The sequence below is a fragment of the Pseudonocardia yuanmonensis genome, from assembly GCF_039542425.1.
Lineage (GTDB): Bacteria > Actinomycetota > Actinomycetes > Mycobacteriales > Pseudonocardiaceae > Pseudonocardia > Pseudonocardia yuanmonensis.
Genome location: NZ_BAABIC010000007.1, coordinates 205662 through 226045, shown reverse-complemented (window position 1 = coordinate 226045; position 20384 = coordinate 205662). Strand labels below are relative to the sequence as shown.

Below are 20384 nucleotides of genomic sequence, written 5' to 3'. Positions count from 1 at the left end.
GCTCAGATGATCGCGACCGCCACCACGAGGCCCAGCGCCACGTGCGCGGCCGCGACGACCCACGCCTCGGCGTTGAGCTCGTCGGCCGCCAGCACCTCGCCGATCCGGATCCCGGTGACCCACTCCAGCAGCCGCACCGCCGCGACCTGCGCGATGATCCCGGCCAGGCCGAAGATCAGCGCCGCGAGCAGGCCCTCGGCCAGCAGGCCCGAGGCGCTCCAGATCGCCACGACCACGATGAACGCCATCGAGATCATTCCGGCGGCGGTCACCAGCACCGCACCCGGGCGGCCGTCGCGGACCAGCCGGTTCAGCTTGCCCGGCGTGGTGATGTCGATGGCCCAGAAGCCGATGAGCATGAGCAGCGCGCCGAGCAGCGCGTAGAGCAGGATGGCGCCGACGCCGCGGCCGATGTTCGCGAAGTACGTCGCGTCGAGGGCGAGGGTCATGGGGTCCTCCGGGAGGAAGGGGACGGGGAGCGGGGGTGCGGGGGGACTCAGTCCTCGGGGATGCGGTGCGGCACGAACGCGGCGCCATCGTCCGTGACCAGGCCCGCGGTCTCGCGGATGCCGAGGCCGGCCGAGCCGTCGCCCACGATCCACGCACCCAGCGCGGGCCGGAAGCCGTCGAACTCGGGCAGCGGGTCGAACAGCTGGTAGACGTGGCCCTCCTCGCCGTACACGCCGCCGGTCGAGACCTGCGATCCCGGCGAGACGATGTCGACGTTGGCGCCCTCGCGGCCCAGCAGCGGCTTGCGCACGTACTCGGTGAGCAGCCCGGGATCGTTCAGGTAGGCGGGCAGCAGGTTCGGGTGACCGGGGTACATCTCCCACAGCACCGCGAGGATCGCCTTGTTCGACAGCAGCGTCTTCCACAGCGGCTCGAGCCAGAGCGTCTCGGGCAGGCTGCGCGCGACGTGCTTGCCGAACTCCTCGGTGAGCACCCACTCCCAGGGGTAGAGCTTGAACACCGTGGCCATCGGGGCCTCGGCGAGGTCGACGAAGCGGTCGAGGTCGACGTCCCAGCCGATGTCCTCGATGCGCAGGCCCACCGTGTCCAGGCCGGCCTCGGCCGCGGTCTCCTGGAGGTAGCCGACGGTCACGTGGTCCTCGCCGGTGGAGTCGCCGCCGGACCAGGTGAAGTGGACCTCGGAGCTCGGAAGGGCGCCCTTGATCTCGTTCCACCGCTCGACCAGGCGCTCGTGCAGCGAGTTCCACTGGTCGTCGTCCGGGTGGGTGTCCTTGAGCCAGTACCACTGCAGGATCGACGCCTCGAGCAGCGTGGTCGGGGTGTCGGCGTTGTACTCGAGCAGCTTGGCCGGGCCGGAGCCGTCGTAGCGCAGATCGAAGCGCCCGTAGACGTGCGGGTCGTGCCGCTTCCAGGAGGCCGCGACCTTCTCCCACACCCACTCGGGCAGCGCGAAGTCGCGGAACCGCTCGGTGGTCACGATGTGGTCGACGGCCTCCAGGCACATCGAGTGCAGCAGCTCGACGTCCGCCTCGAGGGAGAGGATCTCGTCCATCTCGAAGACGTAGTGCACGGACTCGTCCCAGTACGGGCGGGCGAGCCCGTTCGCGTCCCGGCCCGGTGCGTCGTACACCAGCCCCTGGTCCCGGACGATCTGCTGCCAGCCGGGGCGCGCGGCCCCGCGTTCACGGCGCACCGCTCAGCTCCCGCTGCTTCCGCCCGAGGACGAGCCGCCGGACGACGAGGACCCGCCGGAGGTCCCCTTCGAGCCCCCCGAGGACGAGCCCCCGCTGCTCACGCCCAGTCCGCCCCGGGAGATGGTCTTGCCCGACGGCGTGCGGACCGTCGCGTTGTTCGGCACGGTCGTTGTCCCGCCGGTGGCGACCTGGCCGATGTTCCCCGAGCCGCCGTAGTTGTAGTGGTACTGCCGGCCGCCGGTCCCGATGAAGATCGGGAAGAAGCCGCCGCCCCCGTAGTAGGTGTTGCCGGTCGCCGAGGCCGGGGTGACGCAGTTGGAGTCGTCGACGACGACGTTGTTCTCGTCGACGCAGCGGGCCTCGACCTCCTCGTCGTCCGAGGCGACCGCGTACCCGACGGCGATCAGCGCGACCACGCCGACCACGACGCCGGAGCCGACCAGGATCCGCTTGCGCTTCTTCCGCCGCCCGGCCTCCTCCTCGGCCTGCCGGGCCTCCTCCGCACGGCGGCGGACGCCCTGCTCGCGGGCGCGCTTCTCGGCGAGGGTGGGTTCGCGGGGGGTGGTGGACGCGTCCTGCTGCGACATGCGGCCGCGGACCTTCTCGACGGGCCGGGTCTCCCCGGTCTCGTCCGGCGGCCCGGGCTGGTCCCGGCCGTCGTTCTCCGTCATGCGTCCACCCCCGGTGCGCACCGTATCCGTTCCGGACGGACGGGCGGAACCGTCCTCGGTCTCGGCTCGGTATCGACCGGACCAAGATCGGGACACCGTTCACCCGGCCCGGGGCGCCTCCCGCCGCGAGGATTCACCGGATCGGGGTTCCTCGCCGCCGTCCGACGACACCTCGCAGCACGCGCGCGACCGATGACCGAGCCGCGGCGGCACCGGATCGGGGTCGCCCGGACGGGGACGGCAAGATGGTCGACGCCATGGACGAGCTCCCCACGACGTCCGGCGGCCGCTCCCCCCTCGCCGTCGCCGACCGCCCCCGCTCCCCGCGGACGAGCCCGCCGCCGGCGCCACCCCGCCGGGGTGCACGCCTGCCGGGCCGCCGCCAGGCGCGGCGGATCGTCGCCGCCGTGCTCGTGGGCGCCGGCGTGATGCTCGGCGTCGCCACCCTCGACACGGTCGCCGGCGCCACCGTCCCGGTGCTCGGCTCGCTGGCCGCGCTCCCCTCGCCCAGCGGCACCTCGGCGGACGTCGAGGACGTCCCGCCGCCGCCGACCACCCCGGGCACCTGCCTGAACTGGGCCCGGGCCGACGCGGCCGACACCGCCGTCGTCGACTGCGCGCGGCCGCACCTGTTCGAGCAGGCGGGCACCGTGCAGCTCGCCGACCAGCAGGCCCTGCCGGACGACTCGACCATGCGCCAGCTCGTCAACGAGCGGTGCACGCCGATCGTGCTGCAATACCTCGGCGGGAAGTTCGACCCGAACGGCAAGTTCCGGGTGGGCGCGCTCAAGCCGTCGCAGAAGAAGTGGGACGAGGGCAGCCGCGAGCTGCGCTGCGGCGTGCAGAGCGCCTCGCGCTCCGGCGCGCTCTACCCGCTGACCGGGAAGGCCGCCGACCAGGACCAGTCCGGGGTGTACGAGCCCGGGACCTGCCTGGCGATCGACGGGCCGCGGGTCGGCGACCCCACGGACTGCGCCGGGCCGCACGCGGTGGAGGCGGTCGGCATCGTCGACCTGGCGCAGAAGTTCCCGGAGGGGTTCCCCGCCGTGGGCGACCAGGACGGGTTCCTCCAGCCCGAGTGCAGCCGGATCGCGGGCGAGTACGCCGGCGGGTCGCAGGTCATCTCGGACAAGAAGCTCACCGTCTACTGGGACAACGTCACCGAGGAGTCCTGGAACGCGGGCACCCGCAAGGTGAACTGCAACCTGGCGGCGCTGCTGCCGGACCGCAGCGGGTTCGCCCCGGTCACGGGCCCGGTGAAGGGCACCGTCACGGTGGGCGACCAGCCCGCGCCGCCGGCCACCACCACGCCGAAGCCGGGCGTCCCCGCCCCGCCGACGCAGTCCGCCACCCCGACCGCGGACCCGGCCGCGCCGCCGTCGTCGGATCCCGCGGCGCCGTCGAGCTCCGAGGCGCCCGCTTCGTCGGAGCCGGTCGACCCGGCGGCCCCGGCCGTCCCCGCACCGGTGGAGCTTCCGGCACCCTGACGCCGTGGTGGAGATGAGCCGGACCCGGTTCGACGAGCTGGTGTCCGACGCCCTGGACACGATCCCCTCGCGGCTCACCGCGGCGATGGACAACGTGGTGGTGCTGGTCGAGGACCGGCACCCCGACGAGCCGGAGCTGCTGGGGCTGTACGAGGGCGTCGCGCTCACCGACCGGACCAGCGACTACGGCGGTGTCCTGCCCGACCGCATCACGATCTTCCGGGACGCGGTGCTCGAGGTCTGCGGGACCGAGGACGAGGTCGTGCACGAGGTCGCCGTGACCGTGGTGCACGAGATCGCCCACCACTTCGGCATCGACGAGGACACGCTGCACGAGCTCGGCTGGGGCTGAGCTCGGGGGTCACCGCCACGGGTCGGTGATCTCGCGCAGGTCGCTGAGGATGCCGCGCAGCTCTTCCATGCGCCGCGGACCGAGGTGCGCGGTCCACTCGGCCTCCACCTCCGCGACGATCCCGCGCGAGGCTTCCACGCTGCGGGCGCCGCGCTCCGCGATCCGGACGAGCCGGGCCCGCCCGTCCGCGGGGTCCGGCACCCGCTCGACGTACCCGCTGCGTTCGAGCTGGTCGACGAGGAAGCCCGCGCTCTGCTTGGTGATGCCGGCCTGCTCGGCCAGGTCGGTGAGCCGGCTGCCGCCGGGCGCGATGCGCTGGAACACGCGCGCCTGGGCCGGGGTGAAGTCGGCGAACCCCGCGGCGGCCAGACCGGCGAACACCCGGGCCTCCATGGCGCGGTAGGGGAGGAAGAGGAGCACCCCGGTGTTCAGCGGCTCGGTCACGCTTGACGATTCTACGAGGTGGTACGAAACTCTGACGGCTTGGTCAGACTCTCTGACGGATCGGGGTGCGCCGATGGACCGGGACGAGAAGTGGGCGGTGATCGCCGGACAGCGCCGGGTGCTGGCCGACCTCCTCGCGGGGCTCGACGACGACGAGTGGGAGCGCCCGTCGCTCTGCGCGGAATGGCGGGTCCGCGACGTGGCGGCGCACGTCGCGCTCACGCCGCAGTCGCCGGGGATGCTGCGCATCCTGGCCCTCGGCGTGCGCGCCGGTGGCGACCTGCAGGCCGTCAACCGCGACCTGGCCCTGGAACACGCGCGGCGCCCGCCCGCCCGGCTGGTGGCCGAGCTCCGCGAGCTCGCCGACAGCCGCGCGAAGCCGGCGATCACCACGCTCGACAACCTGGCGTTCGACGTCCTCGTGCACGTCCAGGACGTCGCCGTGCCGCTCGGGCGCACCGCGCCGATGCCGCTCGCCGCCGCCCGCGAGGGACTGGCACGGGTGTGGCGGATGGGCTGGCCGTTCTGGGCGCGGCGGCGGTTCCGCGGGATGCGGCTGGTCGCGACGGACGTCGACTGGACCGCGGGCGACGGGCCGGCGGAGCGGGAGGTGCGCGGACCCGCGGAGGCGCTGCTCCTGCTGCTCACGGGCCGCACCGACGCCGCGCGGGTGCGGCTCACCGGGCTCGCGCAGCCCGCCGGACCCGCCTGACGCAGGCGCGGCGCGGCCGTAGAGGGGTGCCGGCCGCGTCGCCCGTCACCCGGTGGGTGCGGCCTGTCGGGCGCCGGTCCGAGCGCGTGGGGGTGCGTCGGTCAGTGCGCCTGTGGGTGCGCCGGTCAGTGCGCCTCGGGGGCCGCGCCCGCGGTCACGTCGCCGACCAGCGCCGGACCGGAGTCCCACAGCTCCAGCGCCCACCCGGTCTCGACGGACTTGTCCCGACGCAGCACCACCCGACCGGCGTTGGGCACGTACCGGGTCTCGGCGGTGTCGCCGAGCAGCGCGGCGGCGGCCAGCCGGATCGCGGCGCCGTGGCTGACCAGCACCACCATCCCGCCGGGCCCGTGCGCGCGCTCGGTCTGCTCGACGATCCGGTCGACGGCGGGCAGGTACCGCTGGCGCAGGTCCAGCGCCGACTCCCCGCCGGGCAGGCTGCGGGCGAGGTCGCCGCCCCACCAGGCGTCGTACACCTCGTCGAACTCGCGACGGGCCGGCTTGTCCGAGCGGCCCTCCAGCTCGCCCACGAAGATCTCGTGCACGCCGTCGACGACCGTCACGCCCAGCCCGTGGGCCAGCGCGACGGGCTCGGCGGTCTGCCGGGCGCGGATCGCCCGGGAGGCGTGCACCGCGCGGACCGGCCAGTTCGCGAGCAGCTCGGCGACGTTCGCGGCCTGCGCGCGGCCGGTCTCGTTGAGCGGGGCCCCGGGCGGGACGGTGTCCAGCGCCTTCGCGACGTTCGCGTCCGTCTGGCCGTGCCGCAGCAGGACCAGGCGCAGCTCGTCCTGCTCGGGCTCCTCCGGGGTCATGTCCACTCTCCGTTCCGCACTCCTGCCAGCCACTCCGCCGCCGCCCGGTACGCCGCCGCATCCGCCCCGTGCAGCGGGACCGCGGGCGCCCCGACCCCCTCCACCGGCTCGGCCGCACCGGTCGCCCGCGGGTAGGAGCCGAGGAAGCGGACGCGGTCGCAGCGGCGGTGCAGGGCGGCCAGCGCCTCGCCCATCGCCGGGTCCGCGACGTGCCCGCTGCAGTCGAGGTGGAACCAGTAGTCCGCGTGCCGATCCTTGATCGGCCGGGACTCGATGCGGGTCAGGTCGATCCCGCGAACGGCGAGCTCGGTGAGCAGCCCGAGCAGCGAGCCGGGGCGGTTCTCCGTGGTCAGCGCGAGGGTGGTGCGGTCGTGCCCGGTGGCGGCCAGCGGCGCGGCGGGCCGGGTGACGAGCACGAAGCGGGTGACCGCGCCGGGGTTGTCGGCGATGTCGTCGGCCAGGACCTCGAGCCCGTGCTGCTCGGCGGCCAGCGGCGAGGACACCGCCGCGTCGACCTCGCCGCGCGCGACCTGTGCCGCCCCCTCGGAGGTCGAGGTGGCCACCCGGACCTCGGCCTCCGGCAGGTGCGCCGCGATCCAGCCGCGGGTCTGCGCGATGCCGTGGCCGTGCGAGGCGACGGAGCGGATCCCGGCCAGGCTCGTGCCCGCACGGCCGAGCAGCACGAACCGCACGGGGATCACCGCCTCGCGGACGATCACCAGCGGCGGCTCCTCCACCAGCCCGTCGAGCACCGGCGGGACGGCCCCCTCGACGCTGTTCTCGATCGGCACGCAGCCGGCGTCGACGGTGCCCTCGCGCACGGCGCGGAGCACGGCGGGATTGCCCGGCAGCGGCACCAGCTCCGCGTCCTCGGACTCCGGCAGCGTGCGCAGCGCCTGCTCGGTGAAGGTGGCGTGCGGGCCGAGGAAACCGATGCGGGACCGGGGACGGGGCACGATCGACGAGCGTAGTCGGGCCGCCGGACGCGCCTGCGCTGCCCCGTACCGATCAGCGGACAGGGCCGATGAGCCGAACTTGCCGAGGGGCGCGAACCGGTCCGGGCCGTGGTTCGTATGACAGGACGGGACGTCGGGAACCGAGGGAAGCGGGGGGTCTTCGGTTCACCGGCGTGCCTCGGGGGTCGCCGGACCCCGCGCCCGGGGTCCGGCGATCCGTCCGTGCGGGAGGGCCGCCCGCGGACGGGGCCGTGTCAGAGCAGGCCGAGGGTGGCGAACTCGCTGATCGACATGGGGTCGGGGTCGATCCCGCAGCAGGTGAACAGCCCGCGCACCGTGTCGACCGTGCGCCCGGAGAGCGCCTCGGCCTCGGCGACCAGCGCGTGCCCGTCCGTCTCGCGCAGCGCGTCGCCGACGCTGCCCTCGCCGCCGGTCCCCAGCTCGCGGGCGACGGCGAGCAGCAGGTTGAGCACCCCGTGCCGCCCCCGATCGGTCTCGGTCTCCGCCGACGGCCGGACCGCCTCGCGCAGCCCGATCGCCGTGAAGCCTCGTCCCTTCCCCACGGTGACCTGCAGGAACCGCTCGACCTCGGCGACCGACGGCACGTCGGACGGCCGGGGTCCGCCGCACCGGAGCTTCGGCGTGCAGCCGTGCTCGGCGACCCGCTGCACCGCGTCCAGCCAGGCGTCGATCTCCACGGCCGTACCGCCGAGCGGGCGGCGCGGCTCCACGACGGGGGTCACCTCGTCCGGCACGAACTCGGAGACGCGCTCCAGCCAGACCGCATCGACGTCCGGCGGCGCGGCCGTCTCGACCGTGCGCGGGGTGAGCAGGCTCGACCGCGAGAAGACCGTGGACAGCGCCTTCGGTACCGCGCCGAGCCCGGTGTCGACGACGAGCGACAGGTCGACGGGCCGGGACGGCGCCGAGCGGGCCAGCTCGGTCACGAGCGCGGGCAGGCGCGAGACGGGGCAGACCAGGTGCCCGATCATGCCCCCGTAGGCCCCGTCGCGGGCCGACAGGTACCGGGCCACCACCGCGTCGATGCCCGGGGCGACCATCCGCGGCTGCACGAGGCTCGCGTCGTCGACCAGTCCGGCGAGCAGGGGACGGATCGGCCACGGGTCGGCGGAGGATCCCGAGGGCACGGTCGTCACGGGTACGCACGCTAACCCGCCGTTCACACGGGCCCGACAAGGGGTCGCCGGTCGGGCCTGGACAGCCCCTCGTCCGGAAGCTAACTTAGCCTCACCTAACTCGGAGGTGAGCTACGTGGGACAGACCCGGCTCCGGCGTCCGCCGGCACCCGCGGACGCCGAACGCGCCCGGAGCGTCGCGGTGCGCGGCGGGGAGGCGGCCCTGGTCGGGACGGGCGGACCGGAGCCCGTCGTGCCGCTGGTGCACCACGTCCACGCCGACGGCTCGGCCGTCGTGCTGCTGCCCGACGAGTCGCCGGTCCTCGAGGCCATCCGCACCTCGGAGCGGGGCGAGATCCCGGTCATGCTCGAGCTGACCGACCGCGCCCCGGTCGACCTGCGCGAGCCGATCCGCGCGCTGCTGTGGATCAGCGGCTGGCTGCGGCTGCCCGACGCGACCACGGCCCGGCGCGCCGCCATGCAGGTCGCCGACGTGGCCCCGCACCCGCGACTGCTCGACCTCGGTCACGGCGCCACCTTGGTGAAGCTCACCCCGAGCTCGGCCGTGCTGGCCGACGCCGAGGGCACGGCCGCGCTCGCGCCCGTCGACCTCGCCGCCGCGCGCCCGGACCCCTTCTGCCGGATGGAGAACCACTGGCTCTCCCACCTGGAGGAGGCCCACCCGGAGGTCTTCGACGCGCTGGCGCGGCACCTGCCCGCGCCGCTGCGGTGCACGCTCGGTGCGCGGGTGCGCCCGCTCGGGGTGGACCGGTGCGGGCTGCGCCTGCGGGTGGAGACGCCGGAGGGCGACCACGACGTCCGGCTCGCGTGGCCGCAGGAGGCCACGACCGCCGAGGAGCTGCGGATCCAGCTCGGGATGCTGGTCGGGTGCCCGTTCCGCCAGGTCGGCGGGGACGCGCACGCGCAGGTCGACGAGGTCTGACCGCGCCGACGGCGACGGCCCGGACCTGCCGTGGCCCGGGCCGGACCTCCCCTAACCCTGCTGGAGGGCGCGGTCCCGCTCCTGGACGCGCCGGGTGACCTTGCGCTCGGCGATGAACGAGCAGATCGGGATCGTGCCCGCGAGCAGCACCAGCAGCGCGAACACCGGGGTGAACCGGGCGCGCTCGGCCAGCACCAGCGTGGCGACGATGTAGGCCATGTAGAGGAAGCCGTGCAGCATGCCGATGATCGCCGTCGGCCGCGGGTCGCCGGCGAAGTACTTCATCGGCATCGCGTAGAACACGAGCAGCAGCAGCCCGACGCCCGTGATGTAGGCGAACACGCGGTACAGCGGCAGCCGCCACCCGACGGGGCGCTGCGCGGTGGACGTCCTGGGGCTGCTCACACCCTCGACTCTAACCGCGCCGGCTCAGCGGCCGTCCGCGGTCTCCCGGCCGGGCTCCGCGGCCGCGTCACGGGCGGCGAGGCCGGCGAGCATGCGGTTGTACTCGGCCAGCCCGGGCGCCTCCTCGTCCGTCACGGGGGCCGGGGCGGCGACGGGGCTGCGGGTGAAGGGCGTGGCGGCCCACGGCAGCGGACGGTCGACGTCGGCGGGGTCGTCGGTCTTGACGGATCCGGTTTCGGTGGGCCGCGCGGCGCGGACCGGCTCGGCGAGCTCGGCTGCCCGGGGGTCCGCCGCGATCGGCACGGCGGACGGCGCGGGCGGGTCGGACTCCGCCGGCTCGGTGGCGGCGGGTTCCTCGGCCGCGCCGTCCTCCCGCCGCTCCAGCAGCTCCATCCGCAGGAAGCGCCACCACATGTAGGCGAAGAACACGGCGAAGATCGGCCACTGGATGCCGTAGCCGACGTTCAGCGCGGAGCCCAGCGCCGAACCCGCCCGGCCCCACTGCCAGATCGCCGCGACCACGCAGACCGCCACCGCGAGGATCGCCAGCAGGTGCCAGAGGATCCAGCGGGGGGACAGGACCACGCGCCACACGCCTCCCAGGATACGCGGCCGCGCACACGGTCCCGGCAGCTCGCCGTCGCGACGGAAGTCAGGGTTCCATCGCGATCACCGTGGGCCGCCGGCTGCTCACGTGGCCACCGCACGCGCTGTCCCGGCGGGTCCGGAGGTCCTTCGGCGCACATTTGCAATGCTCGCGGATCGGCGTGCGGGGCGGCGGACACCCGCTCATGATCGCTGCCTGGGACCGATACGAATCTGACGGACCGGCGGTCGCAGACGACGATCACGAGGCCGGGATTCATCACGCATGGCCGGCGAGTGACCTCGGGCGTCGTCCGAGCACCGTGTCACCACCGCGCCGGACCGGGCTCGGCCGCTGAGCGGAGCGAGTCCGGCGCCGCCGCCCTGGAGGGATGATCACCGTTACGGACCGACCCTTGCCACATACGGCCGTGAGTGCTCCCGGACGGCGATCATGACTGCAGGGCACGCGCAGCGTGGAGCTCGAGGCCGGCCTGCACGCGGTTCCGCGAGCATTGCGGTGCCCCCCGACGGACCCGTTCGCCGACGGTCCCGTTCGCCAGCACCACCTTCGACCCGGCACCACCTCCGACCGGGCACACCACCTCCGACCCGGCACCACCTCCGACCCTGCAGCGCCACCTCCACCCCCGACCACCCCGAGCGCGACCTCCCCGGCCGTCGATCACGGGGTGCGGCGGCGGTGCGGGAGCGGGCGGTAGCGTCGGGATGTGGCGGAAGGTCGGGTCGGACGCTGGCTCGCGGCCCCGCCGTCGGAGATCGCCGAGGTCACCGACCCGCGGGCCCGCCGGCTCATCGGCCTGGAGATCGCCGTGGTGCTCACGGTGACGCTCGGGCTCTCGGCGGCCCGCAGCGCGCTCTCGCTGGTCGACGCGCTGCTCGCCCCCATTCCCCTGGCCGAGCAGCAGGTCGCGCTCAACGCGCCGGCGGCCCAGGCGGACCTGGTGGACCTCGCGTTGCAGCTGGTCCGGGTCCTGCAGCTCGTCGGCTGGGGTGCGCTCGCCGCGTACCTGCTGCTCCGGGCCGGGATCCCGCTCGCCCGGGTGGGGCTCGACCGGACGCGCCCGGCGAGGGACGCGCTCGGCGCCCTCGGGCTGGCCGCGCTGATCGGCATCCCCGGGCTCGGCCTGTTCCTGCTGGCCCGGGCGCTGGGCGTCAGTCTCGACGTCGCCCCCAGCACGCTCGACGACGTCTGGTGGCGCACCCCCGTCCTGATCCTCGCGGCCGCGGCGAACGCCTGGGCCGAGGAGATCGTGATGATCGGGTACCTGCTGACCCGGCTGCGCCAGCTGGGCTGGTCGGCCGACCGCTCGGTGCTGGCGGCCGCGGTGCTGCGCGGGGCGTACCACCTGTACCAGGGGCTGGGCGGGTTCGTCGGGAACCTGGTGATGGGGCTGGTGTTCGGGCGGGTCTGGCAGCGGACCGGGCGGCTGTGGCCGCTGGTGGGCGCGCACGCGGTGATCGACGTCGTGGCGTTCGTGGGGTACGCGCTGCTGCCCGCGAACCTTCGCCCGTAACGGGTCCTTAGGCTACCCTTCCCGGGTGTCCGACTCGAAGTTCCTCGCCCTGCTCAAGGACCAGATCCGCAGCGAGTTCACGGCCTCGCAGCAGTACACGGCGGTCGCGGTGTGGCTGGACGGGGAGGACCTCCCGCAGCTGGCCGCGCACTTCTACGCGCAGGCGCTGGAGGAGCGCAACCACGCGATGAGCATGGTCCAGTACATCCTGGACACCCACGAGCGCGTGCAGATCCCGGGGATCGACGAGGTCCGCAACGACTTCGCGACCGTCGAGGACGTCGTCGCGCTGGCGCTCGAGCAGGAGAAGCGGGTCACCGAGCAGATCACCACGCTGGCCCGGACCGCCCGGGACGAGGGCGACTACCTCGGCGAGCAGTTCATGCAGTGGTTCCTCAAGGAGCAGGTCGAGGAGGTCGCCTCCATGTCGACGCTGCTCACCGTGGTGCGCCGGGCCGGCGACAACCTCTTCCACATCGAGGACTTCGTGGCCCGCGAGCTCCCCAGGGGCGAGGCGGCGGACCCCTCCGCCCCGCCCGTCGCCGGCGGCCGCGTCTGAAGAATCCGCATCAGGGAACCATGATGCGCGAAAATCCGAGCCGAGAATCGCATCATGGTTCCCCACTGCGCACAATCCGCGCTCAGAATCGCGTCACGGTTCCGTACTGCGGTCAGCGGAGGGTGATCTGCTTGCCCGCGAGGGCGTCCCGGGCGGAGCGCTCGGTGGTCGTCAGCTCGTCCGTGGAGGCCAGTGCCTGCGAGAGCCGCGTCGCGAAGGCGGCGGCCGGAGCCGCCCACTCCTTGGCGTGCATCTCGCGGTCGACGTCCCACACCGGCACGAGCAGGCCGTGCGCGCGGAAGGCGCCCGCGTAGCGGCTGCCCTCGCCGAGGTCCAGCTCGCCGGCCGCCTGCAGCCGGGCGAGGGCCGCCATCAGCGCGTCCTCGGCCTCCGGCCGCACCCAGCGCACGTGCGCCTTGGAGCCGGTGTCGACCCAGTAGGCGGCGCGGACACCCTCGCCGGTGAGCGCCTCGGTCGGCATGATCACGGCGTTGGCGCGCTCGATCGTCGCGGCGACCTCGGCGCTGGGCTCCTCGCCGTCCGACGCCACCCACCAGGCGAAGTCCTGGTGCAGCTCGAGGTCGAGCTCCGCGTCGGCGACCAGCAGGTCCTGCAGCCGGACGAGCTCGCCCCCGCCCACCCCGGGCCCGACGACGGGCAGCGCGGACCCCGGCTCGGCCGCCTCGGCCCAGCGCAGCGCCTTGGCCAGGTCGGCGGACAGGTCGCCCGAGCGGGTCTGGACCTGCATGCCGAGCAGGATCTCCCCGTCCGGCCGCACGAGCGCCGCGGAGGCACCCGGCAGCACCGTGGCCAGCCGGACCGTGCGTTCGCCGGCCTCGCGCAGCGGGAGCGGGGCGACGGCCGACGGCAGGAACTCGCGCATCGCGACGAGGTCCGGCTCGGCGGCGAGCCCCTCGAAGGGCCGGGTGACGATCACGTCGTCGCCGGCGCCGTGGCACGCCTTGTACCGCTTGCCCGAGCCGCAGGGGCAGGGGCGGCGCGGGTTCTCGCCGGTCGCGGCGCCGGACTTGTCGCGGTTCTTCTTGGCCATCAGGGCGCCACCGTAGCGTCGGACGCGCCGCGGTCCGCCGCCGGTCCCGGCGGCCGCACGGCGACGAGCAGCTCGCGCCGCACCGGGCGGGGCGGCTCCAGCAGCGCCGTCAGGTATCGCAGCACCCGCACCGTGACCAGCGCGGTCGCGGCGGCGAGCAGGTCGAGCAGCGCGTGCAGGAGGACCCCGTCGGCCATCGCCTGGACCCCGTCGCGGAAGGACCACAGGACCACGACGACGCCGAGCACCACCCCGGCCGCCCACACCGCCCACCACACCAGCAGCAGCCGCGACGGTCGCGGGCGCTCGGCGGGCGGGCGGTCCAGCCCGGCGTGCTCGATCTCGGCGAGCAGCGAGCCCGGCAACGACAGGTTGAGCCCGGGCACCACCCACCCGGCGACGACGGCGAGGACGGGCCGGACGGGCATCGTGCCGGTCCGCTCGGCCGCGACCTCGCGGGCGCGCAGTGTCCAGAGCACCATCAGGACCCCGCACCCGACCAGCCCGGCGAGCGAGGCCCAGCCGCCGAACGCGACGGCGGCGTCGGAGAAGGCGACCAGCCCGGCCGGCAACGCGTCCGAGCGGCTCAGCACGAGCAGGACGTAGCGCAGGATCTCCGCGAGCCCGGCCACCACGGCGACGGCGGCGGTGACCCGCAGCAGGACGTCCAGCGGGTGGGCGATGCGCCGGGCCCGTTCGAGCGGCGGCACTCCCTCCGCCTCGGGCTCGGCCCGCCACGGCAGCGGCGGGAAGCCCCAGCGCGGCACCTCGCGGTAGCGCGGCGGGCCGGTGTAGCGGAACCGCGGACGCACGGGCGGGCGCGGCCGCCCGTCCGGTGGCGGCTCGGCGACCCAGGCCAGCGGGGCGAGGTAGCGGCCGCAGTACGGGCAGAAGGGCCCGGCCCCGGGCGGCGCGACCCGCCCGCAGCGCGAGCAGGCGGGCGGGCGCACGGCGGCGCCGCCCGCCGGTCCGGCGGGCGCGGCGTCCGGGGTGGGGCTCAACCGGTCCCGCTCAGATGATCTCGGGGGTCCGGTCCGGGTCGGCGACGATCTCGCGGCCGGAGCCGGCCCACGCCTGCATGCCGCCGTCGACGTTCACGGCCGGGTAGCCCTGTTGGGCAAGGTAGGCCACGACGCGCGCGGACCGGCCGCCGGAGCGGCACACGACGTACAGGGGCTCGTCGCCCGGGACCTCGGCGATCCGCTGGGCGAGCTCGGACATGGGGAGGTGCCGGGAGCCGGGGGCCCGGCCGGCGGCCCACTCGTCGGCCTCGCGGACGTCGAGCATGGCGACGTCCTCCGGCAGGTCCGCGACGGGCACGGACGGAACGCTGCTCATGTGCCCATGATGGCACCCGGTCCCGTCAGCCGGCCGTGAACGCCCGGCCCCTGGACGCACGAACGGCACCCTCGCTCACTCCTACTGAGCGAGGGTGCCGTTCGTTCAGCGGTCAGACCTCGACGGTGGCCTTCTCCGACCCGGCACCGGTGAGCGAGCGGACCTCCATCTCGGCGTACTTCTCCGGGTCGAAGGGCTCGCGCCGGCCCACGACCGTGCCGATCGCGCCGAGCAGGAACGACACCGGGATGGACACGATGCCCGGGTTCGACAGCGGGAACCACGCGAAGTCCGCGCCCTTGATCATCGCGGTCGGGCTGCCGGAGACGGCCGGCGAGAACACGATGAGCACGATGCAGACGGCGAGGCCGCCGTAGATGCTCCAGAGCGCACCCATGGTGTTGAACCGCTTCCAGAACAGCGAGTACAGGATGGTCGGCAGGTTCGCCGACGCGGCCACCGCGAACGCCAGCGCCACGAGGAAGGCGACGTTCTGGCCGTTGGCCAGGATGCCGCCCGCGATCCCGACGACGCCGACGAGCAGCGCGGTGCGCCGGGCCACCTTCACCTCGCTGCCCGGCGATGTCCGTCCCTTCTTGAGGACGTTCGCGTAGACGTCGTGCGCGAAGGAGGCCGACGCCGTGATCGTCAGCCCGGCGACGACCGCGAGGATCGTCGCGAACGCGATGGCCGAGATCAGCCCGAGCAGGATCTCCCCGCCGAGCTGGAAGGCCAACAGCGGCGCGGCCGAGTTGACCCCGCCCGGCGCCGCCGCGATCACGTCCGGCCCCACCAGCGCGGCGGCGCCGTAGCCCAGGACCAGCGTGAACAGGTAGAACACGCCGATCAGCCAGATCGCCCACACCACGGACCTGCGGGCCTCCTTGGCCGTCGGGACCGTGTAGAAGCGCATCAGGATGTGCGGCAGACCGGCGGTGCCGAGCACCAGCGCGATGCCGAGCGAGATGAAGTCGATCTTGTTCGTGTACTGCAGGCCCGGCGCCAGCAGGGCCTCGCCCCTCGACGACCGCTCCACCGCGCCGCCGAGCAGGGCCGAGAGGTTCAGCCCGTACTTGCCGAGCACCCAGAAGGTCATCACGAACGCGCCCACCACCAACAGCGCGGCCTTGATGATCTGCACGTAGGTCGTGCCCTTCATGCCGCCGACCAGCACGTACGCGATCATGACGAGACCGACGACGGCGATGACGACCGCCTGCCCGAGCCTGTTCGAGTTCGGGATCTGCAGCAGCAGCGCGATCAGCCCGCCCGCGCCCGCCATCTGCGCGATCAGGTAGAAGAACGACACGACCAGCGTCGAGGTCGCCGCGGCGGCCCGGACCGGGCGCTGACGCATCCGGAAGCTCAGGACGTCGCCCATCGTGAACCTGCCGGTGTTGCGCAGCAGCTCCGCGACCAGCAGCAACGCCACCAGCCAGGCGACGAGGAAGCCGATCGAGTAGAGGAAGCCGTCGTAGCCGTAGACCGCGATGGCCCCGGCGATGCCGAGGAACGACGCCGCCGACAGGTAGTCGCCGGAGATGGCGATGCCGTTCTGCGAGCCGCTGAAGGAGCGGCCGGCGGCGTAGTAGTCCGAGGCGGTGCGGTTGCTGCGGCTGGCGCGGTAGACGACCACCAGCGTGAGCAGCACGAACACCGCGAAGATGCCGATGTTGAGGCCGACGCTGCCGACCGTGGTGCCCTGCGCGAGGTGCCTCGTCACGCCTCCCCCTCGATCTCGCGGCGGATGCTCTCCGCGGCCGGGTCGAGCGACCGGTCGGCGAACCGCACGTACAGCGTGGTGATGAGGAACGTCGAGACGAACTGGAGCAGGCCGATCAGCAGGCCGACGGTGACGTTGCCGGCCAGCTTGGTCGCCATGAAGGCGGGTGCGTACGAGGCCAGCAGGACGTAGACCAGGTACCAGATCAGGAAGAGCGCGCTCATCGGGAAGACGAACCGGCGCAGCCGGCGCCGCAGGTCCCCGAACTCCGGGCTCGCCTGGACCCGCTGGTAGACCGTTCCGTCGGCGCTCCGCTGCCCGGTGGTGCTCATGAGAAGTCCTTCCGTGCGTGTCCGGCGCCCTCCTCCGGCGCCGGATCCACTACACGGCGAACGAGCCGCGGCGCGGATCGAGACGGTTCCGTGGCGAAACCGTCCGTGTCGTTCCCCTGACGGCACGTGAACGGCCGGCCCGCCTCACCGTCAGACGGGCGGTCGGCCCGAGCCCTCGATGCGCTCGCGGAAGAGGCCGAGGCGTTCCGGCGCGTGCAGCCGCAGCAGGAGGGCGTCCGTGTTGGCCGGGCGGTGCTTCCGCGTGGCCAGGCTGACGACGATCATCACGAGGAACGCCATCGGCACGGTGACGATCGCGGGCCGGTAGAGCAGGACGCCCGCCCAGCCCGCGCCGCCGATCCCGGCCAGGCTCACCGACACGGCCCCGGCCGAGAGGATCCCGCCGGCGAGGATCCCGCAGATCGCGCCCCTCGCGGTCAGCCCGCGCCACCACACGCCCAGCACCAGCAGCGGGCAGAAGGTCGACGCGGCCACGGCGAAGGCCAGTGCCACCGTCTCGGCGAAGTCGAGCTGCTCGACGCCGAGGGCGAGCGCGACCGGGGCCGCGCCGGCGAGCACGGTGGTGATGCGGAAGTCGGCGATCCGCATGTCCGCCACCGACCGGCCGCGCAGCACGTCCGTGGACAGCACGCCGGCGAGGCTGACCAGCAGGCCCGACGACGTCGACAGGAACGCCGCCCACGCGCCCGCGGCGACGACGCCGCCCAGGATCGCCCCGGCCGCGCCGCTGCCGAGCACGGCGGTGGGCAGCAGGAGCACGGCCGCGTCCGTGGGGCCGGAGACCAGCAGCTGCGGGGTGTAGAAGCGCGACAGCGCCCCGATCAGCGTGACCAGCACGTAGAACACCCCGAGCATGGCCAGCACGATCACCGCGCTGCGGCGGGCGGCCCCGCCGTCCGGGTTGGTGTAGAAGCGCCCGAGGATGTGCGGCAGGCCCATCGTGCCGAGCAGGGTCGCCACGATCAGCGAGTAGATGGCGAGCAGCTGGTGCGGTCCGTCGCCGGCCAGCGGGGTGAGCCAATGGGCGTCCGTGGTCGGCCGACCGGCCGCCGTCGGCACGGGCGAGCCGGCCGGGAACACCAGCTCGGAGCCGGCAGCGACCTGGTGCCGGGTGCCGGGCCCCCAGCTGAGCACGGTGCCGGGCGGCACCGCGGCGCCGTCGACCTCGCCGCCCGCCGGGCCGACCTCCACCCGGGTCGGCCCGCCGGTGTCGAGCTGCACGTCCGTGTCGACGGTGACGGTGGTGCGCTCGCGGAAGTCCGGCGCCTGCGGCCGGTCGAAGGTGTGGCCGCTGCCGAGGAAGAAGAGCAGCGCGACGATCGCGGGCAGGGCCAGCGCGGTGAGCTTGAGCCAGTACTGGAAGGCCTGCACGAAGGTCACCGAGCGCATCCCGCCCAGCACCACCGTCGCGACCACGATCACCCCGGCCGCCGTGGAGCCGATCCAGGTGGGCAGCCCGGTCACCACGTTCACCGTGAGCCCCGCGCCCTGCAGCTGCGGCAGCAGGTAGAGCCAGCCGATGACCAGCACGAACACGCTGCAGATCCGGCGCAGCGCGGCCGAGCGCAGGCGGAGCTCGGCGAAGTCCGGCACGGTGTAGGCGCCCGAGCGGCGCAGCGGGGCGGCCACGAACAGCAGCAGCGACAGGTATCCCGCGGTGTAGCCGACCGGGTACCAGAGCGCGTCGACGCCGTCCCGGAGCACGAGCCCGGCCACGCCGAGGAACGAGGCGGCGGACAGGTACTCGCCGGAGATCGCGCCGGCGTTCGCGGCCGGCCGGACCGTGCGCGAGGCGACGAGGAAGTCCGACGTCCGGCGGGACCGGTGGCCGATCGTCCCGATAACCGTCGAGGCCACCGCGACCAGCAGGATCGCGGTGAGGGCGGCGACGGCCGTGGCGCTCACGAGGGTTCCCGGTGCAGCCGGTCGCGGGAGAGGCCGAGGCGTTCGGGCGCGTGCAGCTGCAGCAGGGTGCGCTCGGCGTCGATCGGTACCGTGCGGCGGGTCGCCCGGCTGACCACGACCATGGTGAGGAAGGCCAGCGGCACGGCGACGGCGGCGGGCCGCAGCAGCAGCACGCCCACGGCACCCTCCGGCACGGTCCCGGCCAGCGCGAACCCGACGCCGACGGCCGAGAGCACCCCGCCGACGACCAGCCCGGCCGTCGCGCCGGCGGGGGTGAGCCCACGCCACCACACGCCCAGCACCAGCAGCGGGCAGAAGGTGGCGGCGGAGACCGCGAAGACGAGCGGCACCGTGAGCGCCAGGTCCAGCCGCGTGACGGCCAGCGCGAGCGCGATCGGGATGATCGCGGACAGCAGGGCGGCGAGCCGGAAGTCCCGCAACCGTCCCTTCAGCACGTCCGTGAACAGTACGCCGGCGAGGCTCACGACCAGGCCCGACGACGTCGAGAGGAAGGCGGCCGCGGCGCCGGCGGACACGAGGCCGCCGAGCAGCCAGCCCGCCCAGCCGTCGCCCAGGGCGGCGGTCGGGACGAGCAGGACCGCGCCGTCCGTGCGGCCGTCGACCAGCAGCTGCGGGGTGAACGCGCGCGAGAGCAGGCCCAGCAACGTGACCAGCACGAACACCCCGCCGATCATGGCGAGCACGACGACGGTGGTGCGGCGCGCGGCCCGGCCGTCCGGGTTCGTGTAGAAGCGGACGAGCACGTGCGGCAGGCCCATCGTGCCGGCGATGCCCGCGACGAGGATCGAGTAGATCTCGAGCAGGTTCAGCGGGCCGGACCGCGGCTCCAGCCACTCCCGGTCCGTCGGCGGCGTGCCGGCCGGGACCGGCACGCCGGTGCCGGCGGCGAACCGCAGCTCGGTGCCGGCCTCCACGCTGTGCAGGCCCGGCTGCCAGACGAGCCGGCCGTCGACCGTCACCCCGTCGACCTCGCCCCGGGCCTCGACCGGGGTGGGGGCGACGACCTCGAGCTGCACCGCGGTGCGGACGTCGATCGTGGTGGCCTCGGGGAACTCCGGCGCGGCGGGCCGGTCGAGCTCGCGGTCGGCCCCGGCGAACAGCGCCAGCGCGACGAGCGCGGGCACGGTGAGCGCGGTGAGCTTGAGCCAGTACTGGAAGGCCTGCACGAAGGTGATCGAGCGCATGCCGCCGGCCACCACGCACAGCACCACCAGCACACCCGCGCCGAGCACGCCGACCCACGAGGGCAGCGAGGTCAGGGTGGTGAGCGAGAGCCCGGCGCCCTGCAGCTGCGGGAGCAGGTAGAGCCAGCCGATCAGCAGCACGAGCGCGGTGCACAGCCGGCGCAGCCGCGGCGAGTGCAACCGGGCCTCGGCGAAGTCCGGGATCGTGTAGGCGCCGGAGCGGCGCAGCGGGGCGGCCACGAACAGCAGCAGCGAGAGGTACCCGGCGCAGAAGGCGATCGGGTACCAGAGCGCCGTGGCGCCCTCGCGCAGCACCAGGCCGGCGACCCCGAGGAAGGTCGCGGCGGAGAGGTACTCGCCGGAGATCGCGGCGGCGTTCGGGACGGCGCCGACGGTGCGGGAGGCGACGAGGAAGTCCGAGGTGCTGCGGGCGACGCGCACGCCCAACGACCCGATGACGACGGACGCGACGCCGACGAGGGCGATGGCGACCAGCGCGATGACGGACGGGGTGGGCAACGGGGAGCTCTCAGGGGGATCGGGCG

The 20384-nt window shown here is 74.3% G+C and carries 22 protein-coding genes; 6 read left to right on the top strand and 16 right to left on the bottom strand.

From position 1 onward, the window contains the following. Nucleotides 1-2: 2 nt before the first annotated feature. The 3 genes from ABD990_RS12960 to ABD990_RS12950 are packed head-to-tail and all read right to left on the bottom strand — an operon-like array spanning nucleotide 3 to nucleotide 2335. Entirely contained in the window at nucleotides 3-449 is a 447-nt protein-coding gene (locus tag ABD990_RS12960; protein WP_345380692.1) for a DUF350 domain-containing protein, read from the bottom strand. A 47-nt stretch (nucleotides 450-496) separates the two neighbouring features. Beyond that, nucleotides 497-1663, bottom strand: a complete 1167-nt coding sequence (locus ABD990_RS12955) for a glutathionylspermidine synthase family protein (protein WP_345380691.1) — start codon at nucleotides 1661-1663, stop codon at nucleotides 497-499. Nucleotides 1664-1666: 3 nt separating this feature from the next. Then, on the bottom strand, nucleotides 1667-2335 hold the full coding sequence (locus ABD990_RS12950) for a hypothetical protein (protein WP_345380690.1): 669 nt from the start codon (nucleotides 2333-2335) through the stop codon (nucleotides 1667-1669). A 257-nt stretch (nucleotides 2336-2592) separates the two neighbouring features. Here ABD990_RS12950 and ABD990_RS12945 point away from each other — a divergent pair, with 257 nt between their 5' ends. Continuing rightward, a complete protein-coding gene (locus tag ABD990_RS12945) occupies nucleotides 2593-3822 on the top strand; it encodes a septum formation family protein (RefSeq protein WP_345380689.1) in 1230 nt (409 codons plus the stop codon). A gap of 13 nt (nucleotides 3823-3835) precedes the next feature. Continuing rightward, nucleotides 3836-4174, top strand: a complete 339-nt coding sequence (locus ABD990_RS12940; protein ID WP_345380774.1) for a metallopeptidase family protein — start codon at nucleotides 3836-3838, stop codon at nucleotides 4172-4174. Between the two features lie 9 nt (nucleotides 4175-4183). Here the strand turns inward: ABD990_RS12940 and ABD990_RS12935 are convergent, their stop codons facing one another. Then, the gene (locus ABD990_RS12935) at nucleotides 4184-4618 is read right to left on the bottom strand and encodes a MarR family winged helix-turn-helix transcriptional regulator (RefSeq protein WP_345380688.1); all 435 of its coding nucleotides are present in this window, start codon (nucleotides 4616-4618) and stop codon (nucleotides 4184-4186) included. 73 nt (nucleotides 4619-4691) lie between these two features. Here ABD990_RS12935 and ABD990_RS12930 point away from each other — a divergent pair, with 73 nt between their 5' ends. Then, a complete protein-coding gene (locus ABD990_RS12930) occupies nucleotides 4692-5330 on the top strand; it encodes a maleylpyruvate isomerase family mycothiol-dependent enzyme (RefSeq protein ID WP_345380687.1) in 639 nt (212 codons plus the stop codon). Between the two features lie 125 nt (nucleotides 5331-5455). On the opposite strand, the gene ABD990_RS12925 is transcribed toward ABD990_RS12930, so the two are convergent. The 3 genes from ABD990_RS12925 to ABD990_RS12915 form a co-directional block, all read right to left on the bottom strand. After that, nucleotides 5456-6142: a histidine phosphatase family protein gene (locus tag ABD990_RS12925; protein ID WP_345380686.1), complete on the bottom strand. Its 687-nt coding sequence runs from the start codon at nucleotides 6140-6142 to the stop codon at nucleotides 5456-5458. Further along, on the bottom strand, nucleotides 6139-7098 hold the full coding sequence (gene pheA / locus ABD990_RS12920) for a prephenate dehydratase (RefSeq protein WP_345380684.1): 960 nt from the start codon (nucleotides 7096-7098) through the stop codon (nucleotides 6139-6141). Before pheA ends, ABD990_RS12925 begins: the two co-directional genes overlap by 4 nt. Before the next feature lie 254 nt (nucleotides 7099-7352). Next, nucleotides 7353-8255: a hypothetical protein gene (locus tag ABD990_RS12915; RefSeq protein ID WP_345380683.1), complete on the bottom strand. Its 903-nt coding sequence runs from the start codon at nucleotides 8253-8255 to the stop codon at nucleotides 7353-7355. Between the two features lie 115 nt (nucleotides 8256-8370). Between ABD990_RS12915 and ABD990_RS12910 the strand changes: the two genes are divergently transcribed. After that, complete coding sequence (locus ABD990_RS12910; RefSeq protein ID WP_345380682.1) at nucleotides 8371-9177, top strand: DUF2470 domain-containing protein; 807 nt, start codon at nucleotides 8371-8373, stop codon at nucleotides 9175-9177. Between the two features lie 51 nt (nucleotides 9178-9228). Here ABD990_RS12910 and ABD990_RS12905 read toward each other — a convergent pair whose 3' ends face one another. Both ABD990_RS12905 and ABD990_RS12900 read right to left on the bottom strand, forming a co-directional pair. Further along, nucleotides 9229-9582 carry a DUF3817 domain-containing protein gene (locus tag ABD990_RS12905; RefSeq protein ID WP_345380681.1) on the bottom strand — a complete coding sequence of 118 codons (354 nt, stop codon included), beginning with the start codon at nucleotides 9580-9582 and terminating at the stop codon, nucleotides 9229-9231. Between the two features lie 24 nt (nucleotides 9583-9606). Then, nucleotides 9607-10176, bottom strand: a complete 570-nt coding sequence (locus ABD990_RS12900) for a hypothetical protein (protein ID WP_345380680.1) — start codon at nucleotides 10174-10176, stop codon at nucleotides 9607-9609. Between the two features lie 722 nt (nucleotides 10177-10898). Here ABD990_RS12900 and ABD990_RS12895 point away from each other — a divergent pair. Together ABD990_RS12895 and ABD990_RS12890 are read left to right on the top strand one after the other, a co-directional pair. Beyond that, nucleotides 10899-11705, top strand: a complete 807-nt coding sequence (locus tag ABD990_RS12895) for a CPBP family intramembrane glutamic endopeptidase (RefSeq protein WP_345380678.1) — start codon at nucleotides 10899-10901, stop codon at nucleotides 11703-11705. A 25-nt stretch (nucleotides 11706-11730) separates the two neighbouring features. Further along, on the top strand, nucleotides 11731-12264 hold the full coding sequence (locus ABD990_RS12890; protein ID WP_345380676.1) for a ferritin: 534 nt from the start codon (nucleotides 11731-11733) through the stop codon (nucleotides 12262-12264). 112 nt (nucleotides 12265-12376) lie between these two features. Here the strand turns inward: ABD990_RS12890 and ABD990_RS12885 are convergent, their stop codons facing one another. The 7 genes from ABD990_RS12885 to ABD990_RS12855 form a co-directional block, all read right to left on the bottom strand. After that, the gene (locus tag ABD990_RS12885; RefSeq protein ID WP_345380675.1) at nucleotides 12377-13315 is read right to left on the bottom strand and encodes a DUF5926 family protein; all 939 of its coding nucleotides are present in this window, start codon (nucleotides 13313-13315) and stop codon (nucleotides 12377-12379) included. After that, nucleotides 13315-14316 (bottom strand): DUF4328 domain-containing protein, encoded by a 1002-nt coding sequence (locus ABD990_RS12880; protein WP_345380674.1) that lies wholly within the window; start codon nucleotides 14314-14316, stop codon nucleotides 13315-13317. Before ABD990_RS12880 ends, ABD990_RS12885 begins: the two co-directional genes overlap by 1 nt. Nucleotides 14317-14326: 10 nt before the next feature. Beyond that, entirely contained in the window at nucleotides 14327-14653 is a 327-nt protein-coding gene (locus ABD990_RS12875; RefSeq protein ID WP_345380673.1) for a rhodanese-like domain-containing protein, read from the bottom strand. A 112-nt stretch (nucleotides 14654-14765) separates the two neighbouring features. Then, nucleotides 14766-16376 carry a solute symporter family protein gene (locus tag ABD990_RS12870; RefSeq protein ID WP_345380672.1) on the bottom strand — a complete coding sequence of 537 codons (1611 nt, stop codon included), beginning with the start codon at nucleotides 16374-16376 and terminating at the stop codon, nucleotides 14766-14768. After that, the gene (locus tag ABD990_RS12865; protein ID WP_345380671.1) at nucleotides 16373-16708 is read right to left on the bottom strand and encodes a DUF485 domain-containing protein; all 336 of its coding nucleotides are present in this window, start codon (nucleotides 16706-16708) and stop codon (nucleotides 16373-16375) included. The genes ABD990_RS12870 and ABD990_RS12865 overlap by 4 nt, the downstream gene beginning before the upstream one ends. Nucleotides 16709-16858: 150 nt before the next feature. Next, nucleotides 16859-18634 (bottom strand): sodium/solute symporter, encoded by a 1776-nt coding sequence (locus ABD990_RS12860; RefSeq protein ID WP_345380670.1) that lies wholly within the window; start codon nucleotides 18632-18634, stop codon nucleotides 16859-16861. Then, nucleotides 18631-20358, bottom strand: a complete 1728-nt coding sequence (locus tag ABD990_RS12855; protein ID WP_345380669.1) for a sodium/solute symporter — start codon at nucleotides 20356-20358, stop codon at nucleotides 18631-18633. The genes ABD990_RS12860 and ABD990_RS12855 overlap by 4 nt, the downstream gene beginning before the upstream one ends. Nucleotides 20359-20384 lie beyond the last annotated feature (26 nt).